The organism is Oscillatoria nigro-viridis PCC 7112 (assembly GCF_000317475.1).
Classification (GTDB): Bacteria; Cyanobacteriota; Cyanobacteriia; order Cyanobacteriales; family Microcoleaceae; genus Microcoleus; species Microcoleus nigroviridis.
The window spans coordinates 892,490-909,909 of record NC_019729.1; the positions used below are offsets into that span (position 1 = coordinate 892,490).

General features: G+C 44.1%; 18 protein-coding genes. 7 read left to right on the top strand and 11 right to left on the bottom strand.

All coding sequences use genetic code 11. The features are described 5' to 3' along the window. Positions 1–7 precede the first annotated feature (7 nt). The 9 genes from OSC7112_RS03940 to OSC7112_RS39305 all read right to left on the bottom strand — a co-directional run bounded on the left by OSC7112_RS03940 (position 8) and on the right by OSC7112_RS39305 (position 7,462). Positions 8–2,806: a DUF3854 domain-containing protein gene (locus OSC7112_RS03940; protein ID WP_015174689.1), complete on the bottom strand. Its 2,799-nt coding sequence runs from the start codon at positions 2,804–2,806 to the stop codon at positions 8–10. A gap of 133 nt (positions 2,807–2,939) precedes the next feature. Further along, positions 2,940–3,218: a hypothetical protein gene (locus OSC7112_RS37780; RefSeq protein WP_150111485.1), complete on the bottom strand. Its 279-nt coding sequence runs from the start codon at positions 3,216–3,218 to the stop codon at positions 2,940–2,942. Positions 3,219–3,433: 215 nt separating this feature from the next. Continuing rightward, the gene (locus OSC7112_RS03945; RefSeq protein ID WP_015174690.1) at positions 3,434–3,979 is read right to left on the bottom strand and encodes a hypothetical protein; all 546 of its coding nucleotides are present in this window, start codon (positions 3,977–3,979) and stop codon (positions 3,434–3,436) included. After that, positions 3,970–4,233 carry a hypothetical protein gene (locus OSC7112_RS03950; protein ID WP_015174691.1) on the bottom strand — a complete coding sequence of 88 codons (264 nt, stop codon included), beginning with the start codon at positions 4,231–4,233 and terminating at the stop codon, positions 3,970–3,972. The genes OSC7112_RS03945 and OSC7112_RS03950 overlap by 10 nt, the downstream gene beginning before the upstream one ends. Next, positions 4,233–4,454, bottom strand: a complete 222-nt coding sequence (locus tag OSC7112_RS03955; RefSeq protein WP_015174692.1) for a hypothetical protein — start codon at positions 4,452–4,454, stop codon at positions 4,233–4,235. Before OSC7112_RS03955 ends, OSC7112_RS03950 begins: the two co-directional genes overlap by 1 nt. Beyond that, positions 4,454–4,960, bottom strand: coding sequence for a hypothetical protein (locus tag OSC7112_RS03960; protein WP_015174693.1), 507 nt, complete (start codon positions 4,958–4,960; stop codon positions 4,454–4,456). Before OSC7112_RS03960 ends, OSC7112_RS03955 begins: the two co-directional genes overlap by 1 nt. Continuing rightward, complete coding sequence (locus OSC7112_RS03965) at positions 4,957–5,454, bottom strand: hypothetical protein (protein ID WP_015174694.1); 498 nt, start codon at positions 5,452–5,454, stop codon at positions 4,957–4,959. Before OSC7112_RS03965 ends, OSC7112_RS03960 begins: the two co-directional genes overlap by 4 nt. A gap of 231 nt (positions 5,455–5,685) precedes the next feature. Continuing rightward, positions 5,686–7,119 carry a hypothetical protein gene (locus OSC7112_RS03970; protein WP_015174695.1) on the bottom strand — a complete coding sequence of 478 codons (1,434 nt, stop codon included), beginning with the start codon at positions 7,117–7,119 and terminating at the stop codon, positions 5,686–5,688. 196 nt (positions 7,120–7,315) lie between these two features. Beyond that, on the bottom strand, positions 7,316–7,462 hold the full coding sequence (locus OSC7112_RS39305) for a hypothetical protein (RefSeq protein ID WP_015174696.1): 147 nt from the start codon (positions 7,460–7,462) through the stop codon (positions 7,316–7,318). Positions 7,463–8,008: 546 nt separating this feature from the next. On the opposite strand from OSC7112_RS39305, the gene OSC7112_RS03980 reads away from it, so the two are divergent. After that, positions 8,009–9,505, top strand: coding sequence for a polysaccharide deacetylase family protein (locus OSC7112_RS03980; RefSeq protein ID WP_015174698.1), 1,497 nt, complete (start codon positions 8,009–8,011; stop codon positions 9,503–9,505). Positions 9,506–9,782: 277 nt separating this feature from the next. Here the strand turns inward: OSC7112_RS03980 and OSC7112_RS40685 are convergent, their stop codons facing one another. Further along, complete coding sequence (locus OSC7112_RS40685; protein WP_223300753.1) at positions 9,783–10,502, bottom strand: ISL3 family transposase; 720 nt, start codon at positions 10,500–10,502, stop codon at positions 9,783–9,785. After that, entirely contained in the window at positions 10,469–10,933 is a 465-nt protein-coding gene (locus tag OSC7112_RS40690) for a transposase family protein (RefSeq protein WP_223300754.1), read from the bottom strand. The genes OSC7112_RS40685 and OSC7112_RS40690 overlap by 34 nt, the downstream gene beginning before the upstream one ends. Before the next feature lie 570 nt (positions 10,934–11,503). Here OSC7112_RS40690 and OSC7112_RS04000 point away from each other — a divergent pair. From OSC7112_RS04000 to OSC7112_RS04020, 6 genes are all read left to right on the top strand, one after another. Continuing rightward, positions 11,504–12,570 (top strand): ISKra4 family transposase gene (locus OSC7112_RS04000; RefSeq protein WP_150111641.1). Its coding sequence is split into 2 segments (ribosomal slippage): positions 11,504–11,672 and positions 11,672–12,570, totalling 1,068 coding nucleotides; the frame shifts between segments, so codons are not numbered across the junction. 70 nt (positions 12,571–12,640) lie between these two features. Beyond that, positions 12,641–12,877 (top strand): hypothetical protein, encoded by a 237-nt coding sequence (locus OSC7112_RS04005; RefSeq protein ID WP_015174699.1) that lies wholly within the window; start codon positions 12,641–12,643, stop codon positions 12,875–12,877. A 116-nt stretch (positions 12,878–12,993) separates the two neighbouring features. Beyond that, positions 12,994–13,443, top strand: coding sequence for a hypothetical protein (locus tag OSC7112_RS37785; RefSeq protein ID WP_015174700.1), 450 nt, complete (start codon positions 12,994–12,996; stop codon positions 13,441–13,443). A gap of 69 nt (positions 13,444–13,512) precedes the next feature. Further along, positions 13,513–14,688, top strand: coding sequence for a hypothetical protein (locus OSC7112_RS04010; protein WP_015174701.1), 1,176 nt, complete (start codon positions 13,513–13,515; stop codon positions 14,686–14,688). 24 nt (positions 14,689–14,712) lie between these two features. Next, a complete protein-coding gene (locus OSC7112_RS04015) occupies positions 14,713–16,086 on the top strand; it encodes a hypothetical protein (protein WP_150111487.1) in 1,374 nt (457 codons plus the stop codon). After that, positions 16,086–17,414: an O-antigen ligase family protein gene (locus OSC7112_RS04020; protein WP_015174703.1), complete on the top strand. Its 1,329-nt coding sequence runs from the start codon at positions 16,086–16,088 to the stop codon at positions 17,412–17,414. Before OSC7112_RS04015 ends, OSC7112_RS04020 begins: the two co-directional genes overlap by 1 nt. Positions 17,415–17,420: the final 6 nt, after the last annotated feature.

The following is a 17,420-nucleotide window of genomic DNA, read 5'->3' on the forward strand; positions in this document are numbered from 1 at the left end:
GCAGTAGCTAAATTCTTCCTTGGAGACGGATGAGTTCAGTAATTCGATCGCGAACGGCTTCCACTTCTCCTTCCAACCACTGAGCAATCGTAGCTATGTCGTATTTTTTGCCCGGTGCCTGCCAGCCAAACATTTGTGTTTGGAGAGTTTGTAGTTGTTCTGGGTAGTATTCGTGCCACCACACCAGTGCTATGTCTCGCATCGCCTGGGCATCTTCGGGAGTAATTTTCCGAGTTAATAGCTGAGGTTGCGGTAGCAGTTCTGCTAACTTTCGCCGCTCGTCATCGGTAAGTTGAGAGAGTAAATTACAGACTTGACTGAAAGGTGAGGAAACGTCGGTTCCATCGGTTCCACCGCTCTGTATAAGGGTTTGTGCGGTTCCATCGTTGGTTCCAATATTTTTTGGAACCGATGATGGAACCGCTGTATCCCTTACTGCATCTGCTGGAACCGATGGAACCGATGCTTTTACAGTTTTTGGGCAACCTTGCACAAATCCAATTCCAAGCAAATATCTTTGTCCTCTTCGCTCCATTTCATCGCGCTCAAGATATTTACACACTTGAAGCTTGGGAAAAATCTCGCTAAGCCTTGATGACAACTGGTTTATAGCTTTCACCGGAGCGTCATACTTATTGGAAAGTTCATTCCAAATCAGCTTCTCCTTGGTGCCGCTAGTCTCTCGCTCTAGAATCCCTGCATCCTCATACCAAGCTTGCAATTGCTCCCACAAATCTTTAACCCAGACACGACCGCCAGACTGAACCTCCAAACCAACCTCGCGGGCAAACTGCCACAAGTGCCGACTTCCCTCCTGAGCTTCCCGCATCGCCTCACGGGTTGCCTTGTAGTCAATCCCCTCTTTCAGTAGCAGTGGCAACCGCTCCAACATCTTGTTGAGCATCGCCGGTGCAATCCGCTCAAGGATAAAGTTCTCATCATCCTTGAAACGTGGGTCAGCTTCCAACTCACCCTGAGACGGGTCAGCGTTGTGCTTGTATGTTTTCTCAAAACTCAGGATGCTGTAGCGGTCATCAATGGCGGCCGTCCCTCCAGTGATAGAGGGGAGTTTGTTGCAGTTGGCGAGAAAGATGGCCGCAGGCTTGTACTCATAACCATCCTTGCCCTTGCGTTCAATATCAATGATGTCGCCTGTGATTAACTGCTTAAGACTCTGGATTGTGTCTAAATCTATTTTTGGGGTATTCTCCGAAGCCCAGTTACAGATACTTCCTTCAATCCCTGCCAGAGAAAACTTGCGGCCATTGTCATAGGATTTGAAGTCTGACAGCGACTTCCCGGTCATCCCCCGCCCAAAGACAGCAGACAACACAGCCCGCAATGTATCTTTACCGTTAGACCCCTCGCCGTGGCACAGCAAACCTTTAACGCCCCGTCCCGTCAGCTTGGAGCGGACAAGCTTCAAATTCAACGCAGCAGCAGCAGTCCGCAAAAATACCTCACGCTGCGACGGCTCCAAGCATTCCAAAAGGCGATCGCAGTCTGTCGGGTCAATATCGGGGTCATACTTGCCGCCAACATAGGTGTAGACCTGGTTGGGGTCGTGAGGCATCAAGACATGAGAACCGTCACAATTAATCCGCAGGACACCGTTAGAGCAATTCAACCCATCAGGATTAATGGTGTCCTGGTGTACGGCCTTTCCGTCCACCACCCAGTCGTAAACCTGGTTAATGCTGGCAGAGTTGGCGTATTTTTTGCGGTAGCCACCCCCTTTCACTTTCTCGGAGTAGTTGCTCAAGTAATCGCGGATGCGGCGTTTTTCCACAACCTCTGGACAAAGTTCATAAAAACTACCAGTGAACCGATAAAGTTGACGCCCAATAGATACCCAATGTCCATCGGAATAGAGAGCTTCCTCTGCCTTTAGAACAAAATTACTCTCTGCGACTGGCGCTGTGTCTGGGATGTAGTCGCTCTCACTACTGTCATACTTCTGGCATACTACTTTTTCTCGCGTGCGCGGGTGAGGAGTTAAAGAAATATTAGGGTTGGAGGAGTTATTTTTGCGATCGCCTTTTTTGACCTGCTTCTCCCACTTGTCTAGAGTTAGCGCGCTCGCTACAGCCTCTTTGAAAGCGTCACCACCGTTAGCTTTGATGAAATCATCCATCCCCTTGAACTTGGTATCCCAAGTCGTGACGTATACCTCGCAGCCCTCCTGTTCCAGCAAGCAGCCAAACTTCAGAATGGCTGCACGGCAAGATGGGTTGGCCGCATAGTCCGAGTCAAAGTCTATGTAGTGGATGGTGTCGGGCTGTGCCCACTGCTTCACGATGCGCGCTAGTTCCCCGTCCTTGCCCCAGTTCCACACGCCTGTTAGAGCAATGGTTGCAAGCTCAATACTCAACCCAGCCCCGGCTTTCTTTGTTCCCTCTGACCAGTGGCGGGGGATGGATTTGTCCGCGTGAACTTTTGCCCAATAATCTCTATCGGGCATGGCTAGGAAGATTGCGTCCGGTTCCATGCCGGTGCCTGTGAGGTATTTGCGTGGCTTGGAACCTTCTGGCTGATGGGGCTTGTCTGGCTTGCCTTGTCCGTACCAGTTGCTAGCCCGTTCGCCAGTTTTCCACTGGACACCTCGACACCACCAGCCCCCCGTTTTAATGGGTTCTTTTGGACGGATGCGCTCGTTGAGTTCTTTGGCTGTTAGAGATTCGATATTGAGGGATGCGATCGCTTCTGATACCGCTGAACTCTCAACCCATTCAGTCAGGTGCTTCGGGATGAAAGGATTGAAATTTTGAAATGCAGAATTTGACCCAGTGGGATATGATGTGTTCATTATTGTTGCTCGCCGCCTGGGCGAGCGTGATTACCAAAGACCGCTGACATCAGGTTCCAATTGCTGGCAGCGGTTTTTTGGCGTTTACATTTTGAAAATTTAGAGCTAGACAGGTGGAACCGCTCCGCAAACTTTAGTAAGCGGACGCAGCCAGACTGTCGGTATGGCTGACACCTATCAAGCCATTGCAGAATTTAGGGATGAGAAGAAGATTTTTCAAGAGCTGGGCGAAAAGGTGGCAGATTGACAAGAGAGCCACAAACTTTACCCACGCCAACTCTTCCGACTCAATGTGCCCCTGCCTGAGAAACCGCCCGCCCCAAAAATGCGTTAAAAACCACCGCAACCATACCCGCCATTCTCGGCGGATTTGTGCTTTTTCTTTTGGTGTTAGCGGGGGGAGGATGGGCATAGGGATATTCTACGTTGGGGACTCACTTCGTCCCAAGTGGCAATTTTTCGGCATAACACTTCTTAACTTTTTGGAAACCTATTAGGTTTCCGTGGAAATAACAGTAAACAACGCACCTAAATTAAGGCTTCTGAGCGATGAGCTTGCTCGGCTGATTGAATATTATCTCGCCCGACGGAAATTCGCTACAGAGGGGTAGCCACAAGAGCTACCGATTAGCCATCATCCCCCCCCTCGAACTGATTGAGTAAATCCTGCAATTTCGCCTTGCCTTCCGAGAATTTGCGTCCTCCCATTTTGAGGACATTCTCGACAATCCAAGTCACGGACTTACCCGCTTCCATTGACTTACAAACTTCCAAATATATAGGGTAATCGGGATGCTCGGAAGCGGAAGCGGTATCCTGTAAGTCGTTGCTGTATATAGCTTCCAGCGCTTGTCGGGAAGCCTCCACGTCAACGCCAGGGGAAGTCAGTATAAGCTCAGCTTCCTGCTGTCTTTGTTGCTGGGAAACGTAGGCTGATGTACTAATTTCATCAATTACATCAGCAGTAATGGCGCGAGTTTTGATTTCTTCAATTTCACTTTCTTCTGCCAATTTACGGGCAATATTCCCCGCAGTGATGGCACAGGCAACAGCGCCAAACAATGACAGCCCCTGCATAGATTTATGCCAGCCGATGCGCTTATCAAGTGCAGTCAGAGGGGCTAGCCACAAAGCTAATGCAGCCCCGCTCAATACCCACATCTTTAACTGCATAGGAATACCCCCGCGCCAATAACAGCCATTGCCAGCGCTGCCAGTAGTAAAGCCTGCAAGTCCGCCACGGAAATCTTGAGCCAGCCACTAACCGAAAAATCTAGGAGCCAACACAAACCCCATAAAATAAATGCTGCTGCTGCCAAAAATGCGATCGCTCTTTGCGACATCGGATGCAACGACGCTATCCACCCCAAAAGAGAGGAAGCGGCGCACCCGGCAATGAAATAGTTTGCCAAGTTTGCCGCTCTCATTAGTGTTTACCTCCTAACACCGCATCCCACGGGCGAGGCTGGGGAGTAGCGACGGCGGGAGGGCGAAAATTCTCCAAGGTATAGGAGCATCGGTTGCGCCCAAAAGGGGAATTTGATATTTCCACAAAGTGGGCAAGGTCAAAGGTGAAACCGTTAGCTCGTAAAGCTTCTACTAATTTCTTCACTTCTTTTTTGTTGCCGGAAAGCCACATATATTCCATTAGCTTGCGCCTCCCGTCAGTTTGGCTTTTATCGCATCAATCCGAGTGCGGGCATCGCTGTCAGCCTTGTCAATCCCTAAACCCAGTCGGGCATAACCGGGACGCAAACTGTGCAAGTGCTTAGCCAGTCGAGTGTCTGAGCGTTTTTTCCCCAGTTCGTTATCAGCGACAACTCCTTCATATTTGCGGTGATGGCGGTGAACTTTAGCATCGGCTTCTTCTACTTTTGCTAGCGCTTCATAGGCGCGTTTAGACTGTTTTGCGCCGTCTGTTTTCTCCTTTGCCAAGTCCTTCATTGCGTCTGCTTCTTCCTTGGTAAAGTAGCGCGGTGCTGGCACAACTGGAACACTGCGGATGCTGGAAAAATTACCGGGATTTAACGGTGTAATAACACTTGCGTCAGTGCTTGCCAAAACTTTTGATTTGTCGATCGCGTGTCCGCCGTCATTGCTGGCAATTTTTCCAGCATCAGAATTTCCGCCGAATAGGCGTAGTTGTAAGCTCATAATTTTGTCCCGATTTGAATGTTGATGCGAACTGGGGAGGGAAATAAATTCAAGGGATTGATTTGTCGCCACATAGACATTGCCAGCACAAATACTCCCGCCGATGCGAGTACGAGTGCGATGAGTTGAGAGAAGTCAACCCAGTCTAAAAATGTGGAATTCTGGTGGGTGAAACCGCACACAGGGAACGAACCGTCGTTAGTCCAATCAAGGGTGTCTACAGTGTCTACACATTGTGTGTCAAGCGGTTCAAATGTCGCGTCTACATTGTTTGCATTTAAACTGTCTACACTGTCTAGTAATGTGTCTACAGTGTCTACATTCACTGTGTCAAGCGATTCACCGTCAACGAGGTACAGTTCTAGCAGCGCTTCCCACGTAGCAGTTTTGCTAAGCTTCCCGAACTGCTTGGCGTCTTCATTGGTGAAGCCACGGTCATAGGCGATCACCTTAAGTTGGTCAATGCGACGGTAGCTGACGGTGGGTTTAGTCATGGCAAAACCCCGTCAACTCAATCATTAAGAGTTGCGATCGTCCGTTGGGACAATCGGCTGAAAGTGGCATAATTTATAGGCTCCAAACGTACTAACTCTACGGTTTGGGGAAGTCGTGGTTTGGCTAGCATTGCAAGTGCTTGTCAACCGCGCATCAATCTTCCTTAGTTACTCACGATTGCAGACTTACACTTCCTTGTCAACACAGGGACTGTAAAGTTTTGTTTCAAATTATTCGGCTAGCAACTCCATCACTTCATCGGAGGTAATGCCGTAAATGGCGGCTAGCAATTTGATACTTTTCCCGTCACTTCCCAACTGTTTAAGCACCCCGATCGCACTACCCAATGGAACGGCTTCTGTTATGGAATGAGTTAGTAAATCAATTGTTGTCTGAGTATTGGCTCGTTTCTTATAAATGCCTTCATTCATCTGTGTTGAATGTCCTAAACTCTTAGCTCTTGTTTCTTGAGACATCCCCGCCATTTGACCGTTGAGGTTAGCTAGGTGACGTAAGGCGTGAGATTGAGTAAAACCCTTATTCCATCTTTTTAAAGTAGCCCACGCACGGTCATTATATGCCCCAGAAATTGTTTTTGGATTACTCGATGTCAGCCTAACTTCAGGCAATTGCCCTGATTTGATTCCCAATCGTTCGATTAAATCCGAGTGAGTAGGAGGAAGCATTGGTACACACAATCGATACCCCGTCTTAGTCGTGGTTTCTAACTTTGTCTTTTCCCCTACTACCGCAATCATTTTTGTGTTAGTCGGTTCACTTAATGCCGGGATAGTAATGCCATCCTTTGTCTTAAACGGTTCATTTACGTTCTGAATCGCAAACACTTCATGCACTCGAAAACCATACACCACCTGCATCGAGAAGACCCACAGCCATCGTTTGCGTGACTCTAAGTTGTATCGCTTATCATCGGAGACAGCCAAAACATCTTCGTGAAATTTCAAAAATTCATCCACTGATATAGACTGAAGGTCTTCTCTGAACTGTGTCTGCGTGCCGTTAATTTCTTTAAGGCGAATAAGCAGGTCAGTGTTGCCAACAGTCTCAGCAAGCTTACGCATAGCGCACAAGCAGTTTTTGAAACATTTAGTTCCTACTTGCTTGCTGTGAACTACCAACAGAATATCTGCCATGTTCAGGACTATGTTTTGTGGCAATAGCTTGAAATAGTGTCCGTAAACACATCGCCAACTATATTGGTGGCTAGCATTGTTCTTGTCGCGAGGTTGACGACGCTTTGTGTGTCCGTCCCAATATTCTTTCTCTACTTTTGCTATCGCCTCACCAAACGTCATCAAATCATTTTTGATAACGTTCTTTTCTAGAATCACATCATCATACCAAGCCCAGAACTGAGACTCAGTTTTTAGTGATTCTAGAGCGCTAGCGACTAGGTGAGCCCGTCTCAAAGCATCGGTAATCCCTTGCATCGTCAGGTAACACCCACAGGTTTTATTAACTCGCTTGATACCTAACTTGAATTGAAGTGTTATGTAGCCACCGCTAGCTTTGCTGTCTCTTTTTAGACCTACCCCTTTGGGGCATTCTTTTTGGGCTTGTTTAAAGTAGTCGAGAATCCGCTCGTAGCCAATCAGGTAGTCAGCAGTGGTACTTGCTGTGACTGGATAAGACTTTTCGCTCATCTTTCGCTCCTTACTGTAAGAATGCCGAGTTTGCTTGCTGTAGACAGCGTACAGCAAGTCGCTCGGTATTCGCTCAAATCCAAAACAGGACTTTCAGAGTGGGTGCAAAAAATGGCTAGAACGACGCAAAATCGTCCATTGAGAACTTAGCGCTAATTCAAATCCCACCCTCTCCGTTTGACAATTTTCTTGCCTGTTAAGGGTACAGTTCTAGCAGTGCTTCCCATGTCGCAGTTTTAGACAGCTTCCCGAAGTGTCTGGCGTCTTCATTGCTCAAGCCGCGGTCAAAGGCGATCGCTTTTAATTGGTCAATGCGACGGTAGCTGACGATGGGTTTAGCCATGACTGACAAGCCTCAAGCTGTCGGCCGTAGTCGGTTCTCCCTCGAAACAGGGATAACAAAAATTGTCCGAGCTATTATTGTGCGTCCAGTTGATGTAATACACCCAGCCATCCTCCGGGCGATGAGAGATACCCACATATCTTTCAAACGGTTATCCGTTTTATAAACAGCGGAAGTCAATTTTCCCATACACCAATGCAGCGCACCTTTTTGAATGATCGCTCCCGAATTGTTCAAGTTAATTTCTACTTGCTGAACGAGGGGAATGTTCTTAGTGGGATGGTAAAATTTATGGGTTTCTGGATTGATGTTATTTTGGATCTACCACAAATCTGTTGCTTCCAAAACCTTGATTTCGTATTTCATAATATACCTCGCGTATTTACTTGAAATGCGTTAAACCTTTGACCCGTGATTTGGGGATTCCGCGCTCGCGGACTTATCTTGTGAAATTTATCTTTTGCAGACATCCTCTGCTACTGTTAAAGTATCTAGCTATATTAGCAATAGCAGACAGCGCCCCTCCACAATTGTTGAGAAAAACTTATGCCTGCGATCGCACAATCTCCCAATTTACCCATTTTACAAGAAATCAACTCAGGATTGCCCAATATTTGCGGCTCCGAAGCAGAAATCAGTGCCGCAGCCAATAGCAACGAACCTGTCTTTCTACCTACCACAAATCTGCGCCTCGAAAATATTCAAGCCGGATTCGCCTGCGCCCTCCACATGCACCAACCGACAATTCCTGCAGGTGCAAACGGCGAACTAATCGGCAATCTCCAGCATATGTTTGAACATCCCGATCGAGGAGATAACCACAATGCCGGAGTGTTTGCTTGGTGCTATTCCCGCATGGGAGAATTTATCCCACAACTGATTGCCGAAGGCTGCAACCCGCGAATTATGCTCGACTATTCGGGCAATTTATTGTGGGGATTGCGCCAAATGGGGCGCGACGATATCTTCAACAATCTCAAGCGGATTACCTGCGAACCTCAATATCAAACTCACGTAGAATGGCTGGGGACAATGTGGAGTCACGCCGTCATTCCCTCAACTCCAATTCCCGACATCAAACTCCAAATTCAAGCATGGCAACATCATTTTGCAGCTATTTTTGGCTTGGATGCCCTGAAGCGCGTCAAAGGTTTTTCACCGCCAGAAATGCACTTTCCCAATCACCCAGATACACTTTACGAATACATCAAAGCTTTGAAAGAATGCGGCTACCGCTGGCTGATGGTGCAGGAACATTCTGTAGAAAATCCCGACGGTTCGGGATTGTCGCAAGACCAAAAATATATTCCCAACCGTTTGGTTGCCCGCAATTCTCACGGCGAAACAATCAGTATTACTGCTTTGATTAAAACCCAAGGTTCGGATACGAAATTGGTCGGTCAAATGCAGCCGTATTACGAAGCGAAAGGACGCAACAAACAGCAAATTGGCAGTGTCACAGTTCCTTCTTTAGTTACTCAGATTGCCGACGGGGAAAATGGCGGCGTGATGATGAATGAATTTCCCAGCGCCTTTTTCAAAGCTTGGCACGAAAACCGCGAACAAGGCGGCGGAAAATCCGGTGTTGTCGGTTTAAACGGCACTGAATATTTGGAGATAATTGAGGCGGCGGGGGTTAATCCTGAAGATTATCCGATTTGTCAGGGGATTAACCAGCACAAAATCTGGCAGCTAGTCGATCCTGATAGTGCAACGCCGGAAAAAGTCGAAAGTGCGATCGACCAACTCAAGCAAACCGACCATAATTTTCACATGGATGGTGCTTCTTGGACTAACGATTTGAGTTGGGTGAAAGGCTACGAAAACGTGTTAGAACCGATGAATCAACTCAGCGCTGCATTTCACAAAAAATACGACCCGCTGTTGCAGCAAGATGCGGCAGTTACGAAGCAGTTTGAATACCAGCAAGCTTTGCTTTACAACTTGTTGCTGCAAACAAGCTGTTTTCGCTATTGGGGACAAGGAACTTGGACTGATTACGCGCGCGAAATTTACAACCGCGGCGCTGCTTTAATGAAGTAGGAAAAGTTTGCAGTTGCGGTGTGGCAAAAAAAACGCAACTGCGAACTTTAACAAGTTTTACAAACAAATAATTTCAGTGCACCCGGATTTGATATCAACAGTCATGGACGCATGGGGGCTCAGAAACCGGGTTTTTTTACGGAAATCTTTGATTGTAACCCGCAGATTCGGTAAAAAACCCGGTTTCTTTAGTCTGTGTGCGATACGTAAGTCTTGTTACATAAGTGTTAAATTGACACAACTTCTGGCTCTCCTGAACTTTTGGTTATAATTTTATCTAATCAGAAAAGCAAGCTAATACACGATTTCTGAAATTATTAAAATTAGAAAAGCCATATCCTTGCCGCATTATCAACTTAATTCGATTGTTGATTCCTTCCATCACTCCACTTGTTGTGCGATTAAGAAAGTAGTTGCAAATACCCTCAAAATGGTTTTCAATTGTTGATGCAGATTCTCTAAAAAATACTTGTGCATGATTTAGCCATTCTTTAATTTTTATCTGCCCTTCTTTGACGGTCAAATTAGTCTCATATATTTCTCTAAATTTTTCTTTCATCTCATAAGCAATTCTCAAGCATTCTGATTTATCTAGTATCAATTCTAATTTATCAATCTGAAGAAGATTCAAATTTACTCGATTACTTAACAATAAATATTTACTTTGCCTGTCTGTTACTCCGGCGGCTCTACGTAATTTATTCAAGTCTTTATTAACTACTTTCATTACATGAAAACGATCGATAATAATTTGGGCATTTGGAAATACTTTTTTGATAACTTTAGGAAATCCTCCCCACATATCAACACTCACTTCTTCAACTTGTTCTCGAACCTCAATTGCTTGCTGCATAAGAACTTCAATGATTTCTTCAGAGCGATGAGAATCAATCATTTCAATTAAATTACCTTCGCCCATGTCACTGACAACAGTCACAAAATTTCCTTGACTTTTCCGCATACTTATCTCATCCAGACAAATTCGTTTAACTTCCAATTTGTTTTTTTTTGATTTTTGTTTACCTGGTCAAATATTCCTTTTATTTCGTGATAACTCAGTCCTTCTTCTCGCCCAATTTGCTCCATGCTCGATTGTTTGACGCGCTCATAAATATTTTGTTCGTATCGTTGAGTATGCCGTCTTTTTATGTCCAAAAAATCTATTTTTTCTGTGGGATATCGTTGGCAATTAGGACAGTAGAACTGCCGTCGCGGGACTTTTAAATACACAGGACGACCAAACACTGGCAAATCTCTTACTAAGATTGGTCTATTCTGATGCAACTGTTCGGTATAATTTTGGCAGTGATGACAAACCATACCTTCTTCTACAATTCCCAGTCCTAATATAATTTTTCCATCAATTTGAGTACAACTTTCAACCTTCACTCTAGGCAAGTCTAATATGTAGTCTAAATAAAAATTCATGATAATTAATGTATTGTTTGTTACATTATACACCATAAAGTCAGGAGAGCCCAACTTCTCTCTTTTGTGAAGATTTTGTAAAGTTAGCTTGTGTGCCAGAGTGCCAATTTCAGTTCCAGCAGTCCTCTTGACGCTTTTGACAACAACCGATCCGAAACGCCGCAACTCGGAAATTTATCTTTTTTATAAAGATTGTGTAAAGTTAACTTCTTTTTAACAAAAAAATCTCTAGTTGAGCCTAAGTTTCGGATACAAGGTGAATTCCCAAAACTTCCGTATAAACCCTGTATCCTAATCCAAAGAGTCATGCTAATTTTAGTAAATCAGTTCAAGTCTTAGCTATCAATTCATTAATCAGGGTAATCGAATGAATAGTTATAAACTTCTCGGAAAAACACCGCAGCGGAAAGCATTCCTGGGACAAATCTCACTCTCTTCAACTAAAAAAGCTCGCACGTAACGAGTTTTAGATCGATTGCCATCGGGTGCATCTCACTTTTGCGAATGTGTCAAAAAAGAGTTAAAATGAAAAAGCTAGTAAAATCGTCAAATAAAGATGAGGTAAATAAAATGACACCCTCAGACCAACAACAACTAAAAGCCCACTTAAAAGCGGTAGCAAAAATTCTTTACAGAAATACAGAGCCAACTGAGTTAAAAACTTTTGAAAGTATAGAAAAAGCAGTCCGTCAGAAAATGTTATCAGAGGTTGGTCCAGAAATAGGTAGCTTTTTTTTTCAGCAGTATCAGGAATTCAAACAGGAAAACCCCGAAAAATAAAATCAATAATCGGATCGCTCGACATTACAGATAATCAGGCAAAATATTTTGGCTTAAAAGCTTACAGTCAATTTAGTCCCCTGATGGAAAATTGCTGTCTTTTAATCAGTGCTAACGAATCTTATCAAATGGCAGAAAAAGATTTGGAAAAATTTACTGGGATCAAAATTTCTCACAGTACATTACAAAGATTAGTCAAAAGACAAGAATTGGAATTGCCTACATCTCAACAAGGAGTCAAAGAAATTACATTGGATGGCGGTAAAGTCAGACTACGCAACGCAACCAAGGGCGAGAGCTGTTACTGGAAAGACTATAAAGCCGTGTGTTTAGATAATATTTATGCGGGAGCGTTTTTTCAAAATAATCAAGATTTAATTGATTGGACTAATAGCCAAAAATTACTACATCCTATGTATTGCCTCGGAGATGGCCATGCCGGAATTTGGAACATATTTAAAGAAATTGGAGACAATGAACAAAGACAAGAAATCTTAGATTGGTATCATCTGAAAGAAAATCTCTACAAGGTAGGGGGTTCAATAAAACGATTGAAATTAGCCGAAAATATGTTATGGCAAGGCAAAGTTGATGAAGTTATAAATTTATTTAAAGACTTTAAAGGTCAAGCATTTAAAACGTTTTGCAATTATTTAGATACCCATCGCTGCCGAATAGTAAATTACCAATACTACAAAGAAGAATCCATAAGTTCGATTGGTTCTGGAACAGTGGAATCAACAATAAAACGCATTGGATTAAGGGTAAAAATATCGGGAGCGCAATGGAATATTGAGAACGTTTCCTCTATGCTTGCTCTTCGCTGTGCTTATCTCAACGGTCAACTTTCAATTTGATGTATGTGCCAAAGTGAGATGCACCCTTGCCATCAAACAATAGAAGCCTTTCCAACCTTTGAGTTGAAGTATGGGTTTTGTGCAGGTGACGCAGAAAGAACTTGCTCTTCAAGAACGCTTTCCGCCTCGTTCAAAGCTGAATTTAACTTACGGTTATCTGCCCAGTAGACGGCAGAGTATGCCAGACAATTATTTGTCAAAATCTTCCTATTCTTGGCAGAGCTCTGCACCGGAAAAGAATGATTGTCAGCGTGTATTGGGACATTATATCATGTCCGGTTGGTTAGTGATGATTAATTTCTCCTAGCCGTATTGCCTGTAATTAAAAGACTCAAAAACCGGAAAAACCAAGAATAGTCAACTCAGGGTTTAGGTGGTTGTGTGTCTGTTAACTCATTAATCAGGGAAATCAAAGGCATCGTTATGAACTACGGCGAAAAACATTACTGCAACAATCTTCATTGCAGTCAACCCAAAAATCTGCATTGCAATCAGTTTTGTATTACTTGTTCGAGAACCATTGGCCCGCATCCAATTTTGGATATAAGATGGGAGTTTGTGGCGGCGACGAAGAAGGAAATTGCTTCTCAATCAAGTTTACCAGAGCGTGGGCGATCGCAATTATGCTACGGCTATCTACCCGGTAGACTGCGAGATACGCCGGAAAATTATCGAGATCCTTCCTTGCCTTCTTATCAGACTAATTCGGATTATTGGTCGAATTCTCCAGCGCTTCAGAACGAATACAGGCAAGTCTTGGGATATTACACGTATGTTTTAGTCAAGCAGCCTGGAGATTCGAGTGTCCGTTGGGGGAAGTTATTTTGGCCGATCATAATTGGTGCGGCGGTATGGTTCTGGTTTTTCCGCTGATTGTTCGGTAATCCAGAGGGCTAGATAAGGGTATCAGTTTTGAAAGCGTGGTTCCGCAAGGTAAATATTATGACAACTAGAGAACCCACTAACAATAATGCCATTGAAGTTGATGGCATTTGTATAGACATCAAAGGACCGGATATTATCGTGTTACCCATCCCGAACAGTAACTGGGGTCTCATTACTTCTGTCGATTTTCGTCTTGGCATTACTAACAATAGCTCGAGCGCTCTGCCCTTACACATTTATCAAAGTGTAGTCCCCCAACTTGTGACATCAGACGGTCAAGAAATACCAAGGATATCAGTCCTTGAACCAGAGTTAGCTCCTACTCCTGTTAATATACCTCAGCAGCAAAATTGGGTAGAGACATTTACTCGCTTCTTTGCCAACTTAGTAAATTGGTTGAAATTCAGAAATTCGGCGGCAGATTCCGAGCGGATTTTATATTTAATGAGCTTGGAGAAATACACAAGTTTAACTGTGACAGCCCTACTCTTCTGGAATCACGATCGGCTTCAACTACAATTTATCCCCGCAGGTAATGTCTCGCGTTTTGAAGCTCTTCAAGCCCAGCAATATCGGCTGCGATTCATTGGCATCAATTTTAATACAAATCAACCTAATTCTGAAGTAGAAACTACAGAGGTCGCCGATTCCGAACAACCAGCCAGTCAATTTGTCAATCTGCGCTTAGTTGAACCGCTAGCAACTAACAAAAATGCTGTAGAAGTTGATGGTATTTGTTTTGAAACAGTAGTTGCAGAGCAAATAGTAATATCCGACTCTGAACTCGATTCTCGTATCTATATGGAGTTTGGCATAAACATTACCAACAATACGCTAGCTCCTGTCCGCTTTAACTTATTTGATAGCTTAATACCTCAGCTTGCAGAACGCGATCGGTATAGAGAACAAACTTGGCCTTTCTACCGCATGGAAATCGCACCTAAAGAATCACATTTTCCATTAGTTATGCCAGGGGAAAGTATCTCATTTTTATCACCAGGATCGCTATTTTGGGATAAGAGCAATCAATTGTGCCTTCAAATTACTGCTGCCGATGCCGGTATTTGGTTTTTTAGCAAACTCAATCTTGGCAAATATTATATTCATTTCGCATACCGCAATCAAAGTACAGCTATCGAAATATATCATCCCACCCTAAAAAATATAACACTCATGACAGAACTCTGGACGGGGTTTATATTTGCGCCCTATGTGGAGTTAAATTTAGTTTAACTTTGACTCAAAGTTGAATCAAAATTGTTATCTAGTTTAAATGCAAAATTTTTACTCTCAATCGAGAACTTAATGCACAAAGGAGCGATCGAAATGAAATCACAACAACCTTCCTTACTTTTTTTGGCAACGACTTTGCTAGTCACATTACCAAGTCACTCAGGATTTGCATTCTCCGTTACACAACCACCGACACGAAGTTATATTTATTCAAGCTCTTATTCAATACCTTTACCGAATGGAACTGGGACTATAAAAGGCAGGGTAAGTTTAGATGCCTGGCCTATTTCAGACCCAAGGCGTTATGGTATTTTTCAAGGGAGAGTCCTGCCGATCCGAAGAGGAGGAACAAACGGATTACTCAGGCTGTTAAGCCGTCAGTTTCCTAACTGGGAGTTTAGTCGCGGTCGCGATATAACAGGAAGTTTCGATATCCAGCGATACAGAGTATGTACTCCTATTTTTCCCTTCCCTAATGGTTACTGTGGGATCAGAGCTAACGGAAGGGTCAGAGAGAATGGAGTAGGAGCGCGTTTTAATTTAAATTACAACCCAAGACCTTCCGATCCTCAGGGTGAAAATATTCATTGGATTCAGCGAGTCATAGATAATTTTGAGGGCGTGGACAGAGACATAATAGACATTAACTATGATAGGGGTCAAAGAGATCCATTCTATGACACCTATGGAAACGCTGACCCAACCTTTTTTAGTGACGTAGCATGGAATCCAGTTTTTTTTCGCAACCGTTTCTTTTATGCCGAAACTTACCTAGTTAAGGAGATAATTAGTCCCCCAAATACTGGAAATCCCAGCATCGTGAAAAGGAAAGTCGAAATTTACAATGGGGTTAGATGGGGCTTTGAAAACCAACAACGTTGTATCCCCAGTAGTGGTGGTGGTGGATGCGTGCTACCGGGAACATCTACTAAGACTGTAAGTGCAAATTTTGATCGTCAAGACTTGGATAAGAACTCAACAGAGAACTTTGCACTTAACAACTCACGCCTAAGTATGGAAGATGCAGACATGGCAGACTTTAGTGCCGACTTACTTGAAGACCCAGAATTATCATCAGCAGACAGCGATGAAAATAACGCAGATATAGGAGGCATCAGTGCCGACTTACTGGAAGACCCAGAACTATCTTCAGAGGATAACAATTCTGATGCAGTAGATTTAGCAGGAATCAGCAGCGACTTACTTGAAGACCCAGAACTATCGTATATTGACGATACTCTCACCGCAAAAACTCCAAAAGTCTCATCTAAAAATACCGAGGACGATACACTCTCGGTAGAAGCCGTTCCCGAACCAACTACAGCATTAGGAACGCTATTTGCTCTTGGTGTATTGCCTGTAATTAAAAGACTCAAAAACCGGAAAAACCAAGAGTAATGAAAACCCTCTACACCATTCTGTTTACTCTCAGCATCATCCTCATCAACCCCGCAGGAAGCAGCCGGGGCCTCATCTGGACTTCCCCCAAAGTATTAATTATTTGGCTAATAGTAGGAGTCAATCTCGCCCTCTTGTGGGAACAAAGAAAAGCCCTAACCATTCCCCGACAATGGAAAATCTCCCTAATACTTTGGACAATATTTCTCTCAATCGGAGCTATCTCCACTCTACAAAGTCCTTTCCCCTTAACCTCTTTCTTCGGTCAAGACCAAATGGGAGACGGCTGGCTCTACTGGCTGTTAATCGCCGCCTTCACCCTCAGCAACAGCTTGCTCTTAACCGTACAGCCGCAACTGATTAATTCCCAATTCCAAGGACTGCTAATTGGCGGCATCATCCTTTCTCTTAGTATCTTCCCCCAAATCATCGACTGGCGGATCGACTACACCGCCACAATGGGGCAAATTATCAGAGCTGATGTTAATGCCAGCAGCATTTTTCAAGGACAGCAACCCATCGGATTATATTCCCATAGAGGTCACGCAGCCATAGTTTTAGCATTAATAATAATTACTGCTATTTTCGGTTGGTTTTCGAGATTTACCGCAACTAAATTAACTGTAATTACTTTAATTTTAACTGTTCCCGCGCTGCTGCTAACATCTACCCGAAGTGCTATTTTAGCTCTGATGGTTGCCAGTGCCTATTTGCTCAGAGGGAAATATTACAAAATCCTTGCAGGCATTGTTCCGATCGCCATAATCGCTATTGGCATCATGACTGTCAGCAGACCCCTAGATTGGAGCAAACCTTCGATCGCCCAAATCATGTCCAGCCGATCGCCGATGTGGACGCTCTCAGCCCGCGGCATCAAAAAACACCCGCTATTTGGATGGGGATTTGACGGTTTTGGCATTGCCTATCCCTACATCAGAAATCCTCAAGTAACTCCGATAGTTGTAAATTTAGACGAGTTTACCTACGATTATATTAACATAAAAGGTGAAATCAGCACAAGAGAAATCCCTACTTACAAAGCTCACAATTGGATTCTGGATACAACCCTATCTGTTGGTATTTTCGGGCTGGTTGCTGGCATTGCACTTTGGGGATATTATATATGTTTAGCGCTGAATTCGTCGTCTCTGCGCGGTGTTGAAGCTGTTGCTATTGCTTATCTGATTTTTACTTTGACTTGGTTCGACTGCGCTCAATACGCACATATTGCCTGGTGGACGATAAGTCTCGCCGCAGTTAAATCTGCTTGTGCTACTCGTTTTTCTCGTTTCCGGGCAGAGTCCGGGCAATTACTAATTACCAATTAGCAATTA

What these genes read in the sequence shown, in the direction of transcription:
- OSC7112_RS04020 (WP_015174703.1), top strand. Translation starts at nt 16,086, where the DNA reads ATGAAAACCCTCTACACCATTCTGTTTACTCTCAGCATCATCCTCATC.
- OSC7112_RS40690 (WP_223300754.1), bottom strand. Translation starts at nt 10,933, where the DNA reads ATGAATTTTTATTTAGACTACATATTAGACTTGCCTAGAGTGAAGGTT.
- OSC7112_RS03970 (WP_015174695.1), bottom strand. Translation starts at nt 7,119, where the DNA reads ATGAGCGAAAAGTCTTATCCAGTCACAGCAAGTACCACTGCTGACTAC.
- OSC7112_RS03980 (WP_015174698.1), top strand. Translation starts at nt 8,009, where the DNA reads ATGCCTGCGATCGCACAATCTCCCAATTTACCCATTTTACAAGAAATC.
- OSC7112_RS39305 (WP_015174696.1), bottom strand. Translation starts at nt 7,462, where the DNA reads ATGGCTAAACCCATCGTCAGCTACCGTCGCATTGACCAATTAAAAGCG.
- OSC7112_RS03965 (WP_015174694.1), bottom strand. Translation starts at nt 5,454, where the DNA reads ATGACTAAACCCACCGTCAGCTACCGTCGCATTGACCAACTTAAGGTG.
- OSC7112_RS03945 (WP_015174690.1), bottom strand. Translation starts at nt 3,979, where the DNA reads ATGCAGTTAAAGATGTGGGTATTGAGCGGGGCTGCATTAGCTTTGTGG.
- OSC7112_RS04010 (WP_015174701.1), top strand. Translation starts at nt 13,513, where the DNA reads ATGACAACTAGAGAACCCACTAACAATAATGCCATTGAAGTTGATGGC.
- OSC7112_RS03950 (WP_015174691.1), bottom strand. Translation starts at nt 4,233, where the DNA reads ATGAGAGCGGCAAACTTGGCAAACTATTTCATTGCCGGGTGCGCCGCT.
- OSC7112_RS03940 (WP_015174689.1), bottom strand. Translation starts at nt 2,806, where the DNA reads ATGAACACATCATATCCCACTGGGTCAAATTCTGCATTTCAAAATTTC.
- OSC7112_RS37785 (WP_015174700.1), top strand. Translation starts at nt 12,994, where the DNA reads ATGAACTACGGCGAAAAACATTACTGCAACAATCTTCATTGCAGTCAA.
- OSC7112_RS03960 (WP_015174693.1), bottom strand. Translation starts at nt 4,960, where the DNA reads ATGAGCTTACAACTACGCCTATTCGGCGGAAATTCTGATGCTGGAAAA.
- OSC7112_RS03955 (WP_015174692.1), bottom strand. Translation starts at nt 4,454, where the DNA reads ATGGAATATATGTGGCTTTCCGGCAACAAAAAAGAAGTGAAGAAATTA.
- OSC7112_RS04005 (WP_015174699.1), top strand. Translation starts at nt 12,641, where the DNA reads ATGGGTTTTGTGCAGGTGACGCAGAAAGAACTTGCTCTTCAAGAACGC.
- OSC7112_RS37780 (WP_150111485.1), bottom strand. Translation starts at nt 3,218, where the DNA reads ATGCCCATCCTCCCCCCGCTAACACCAAAAGAAAAAGCACAAATCCGC.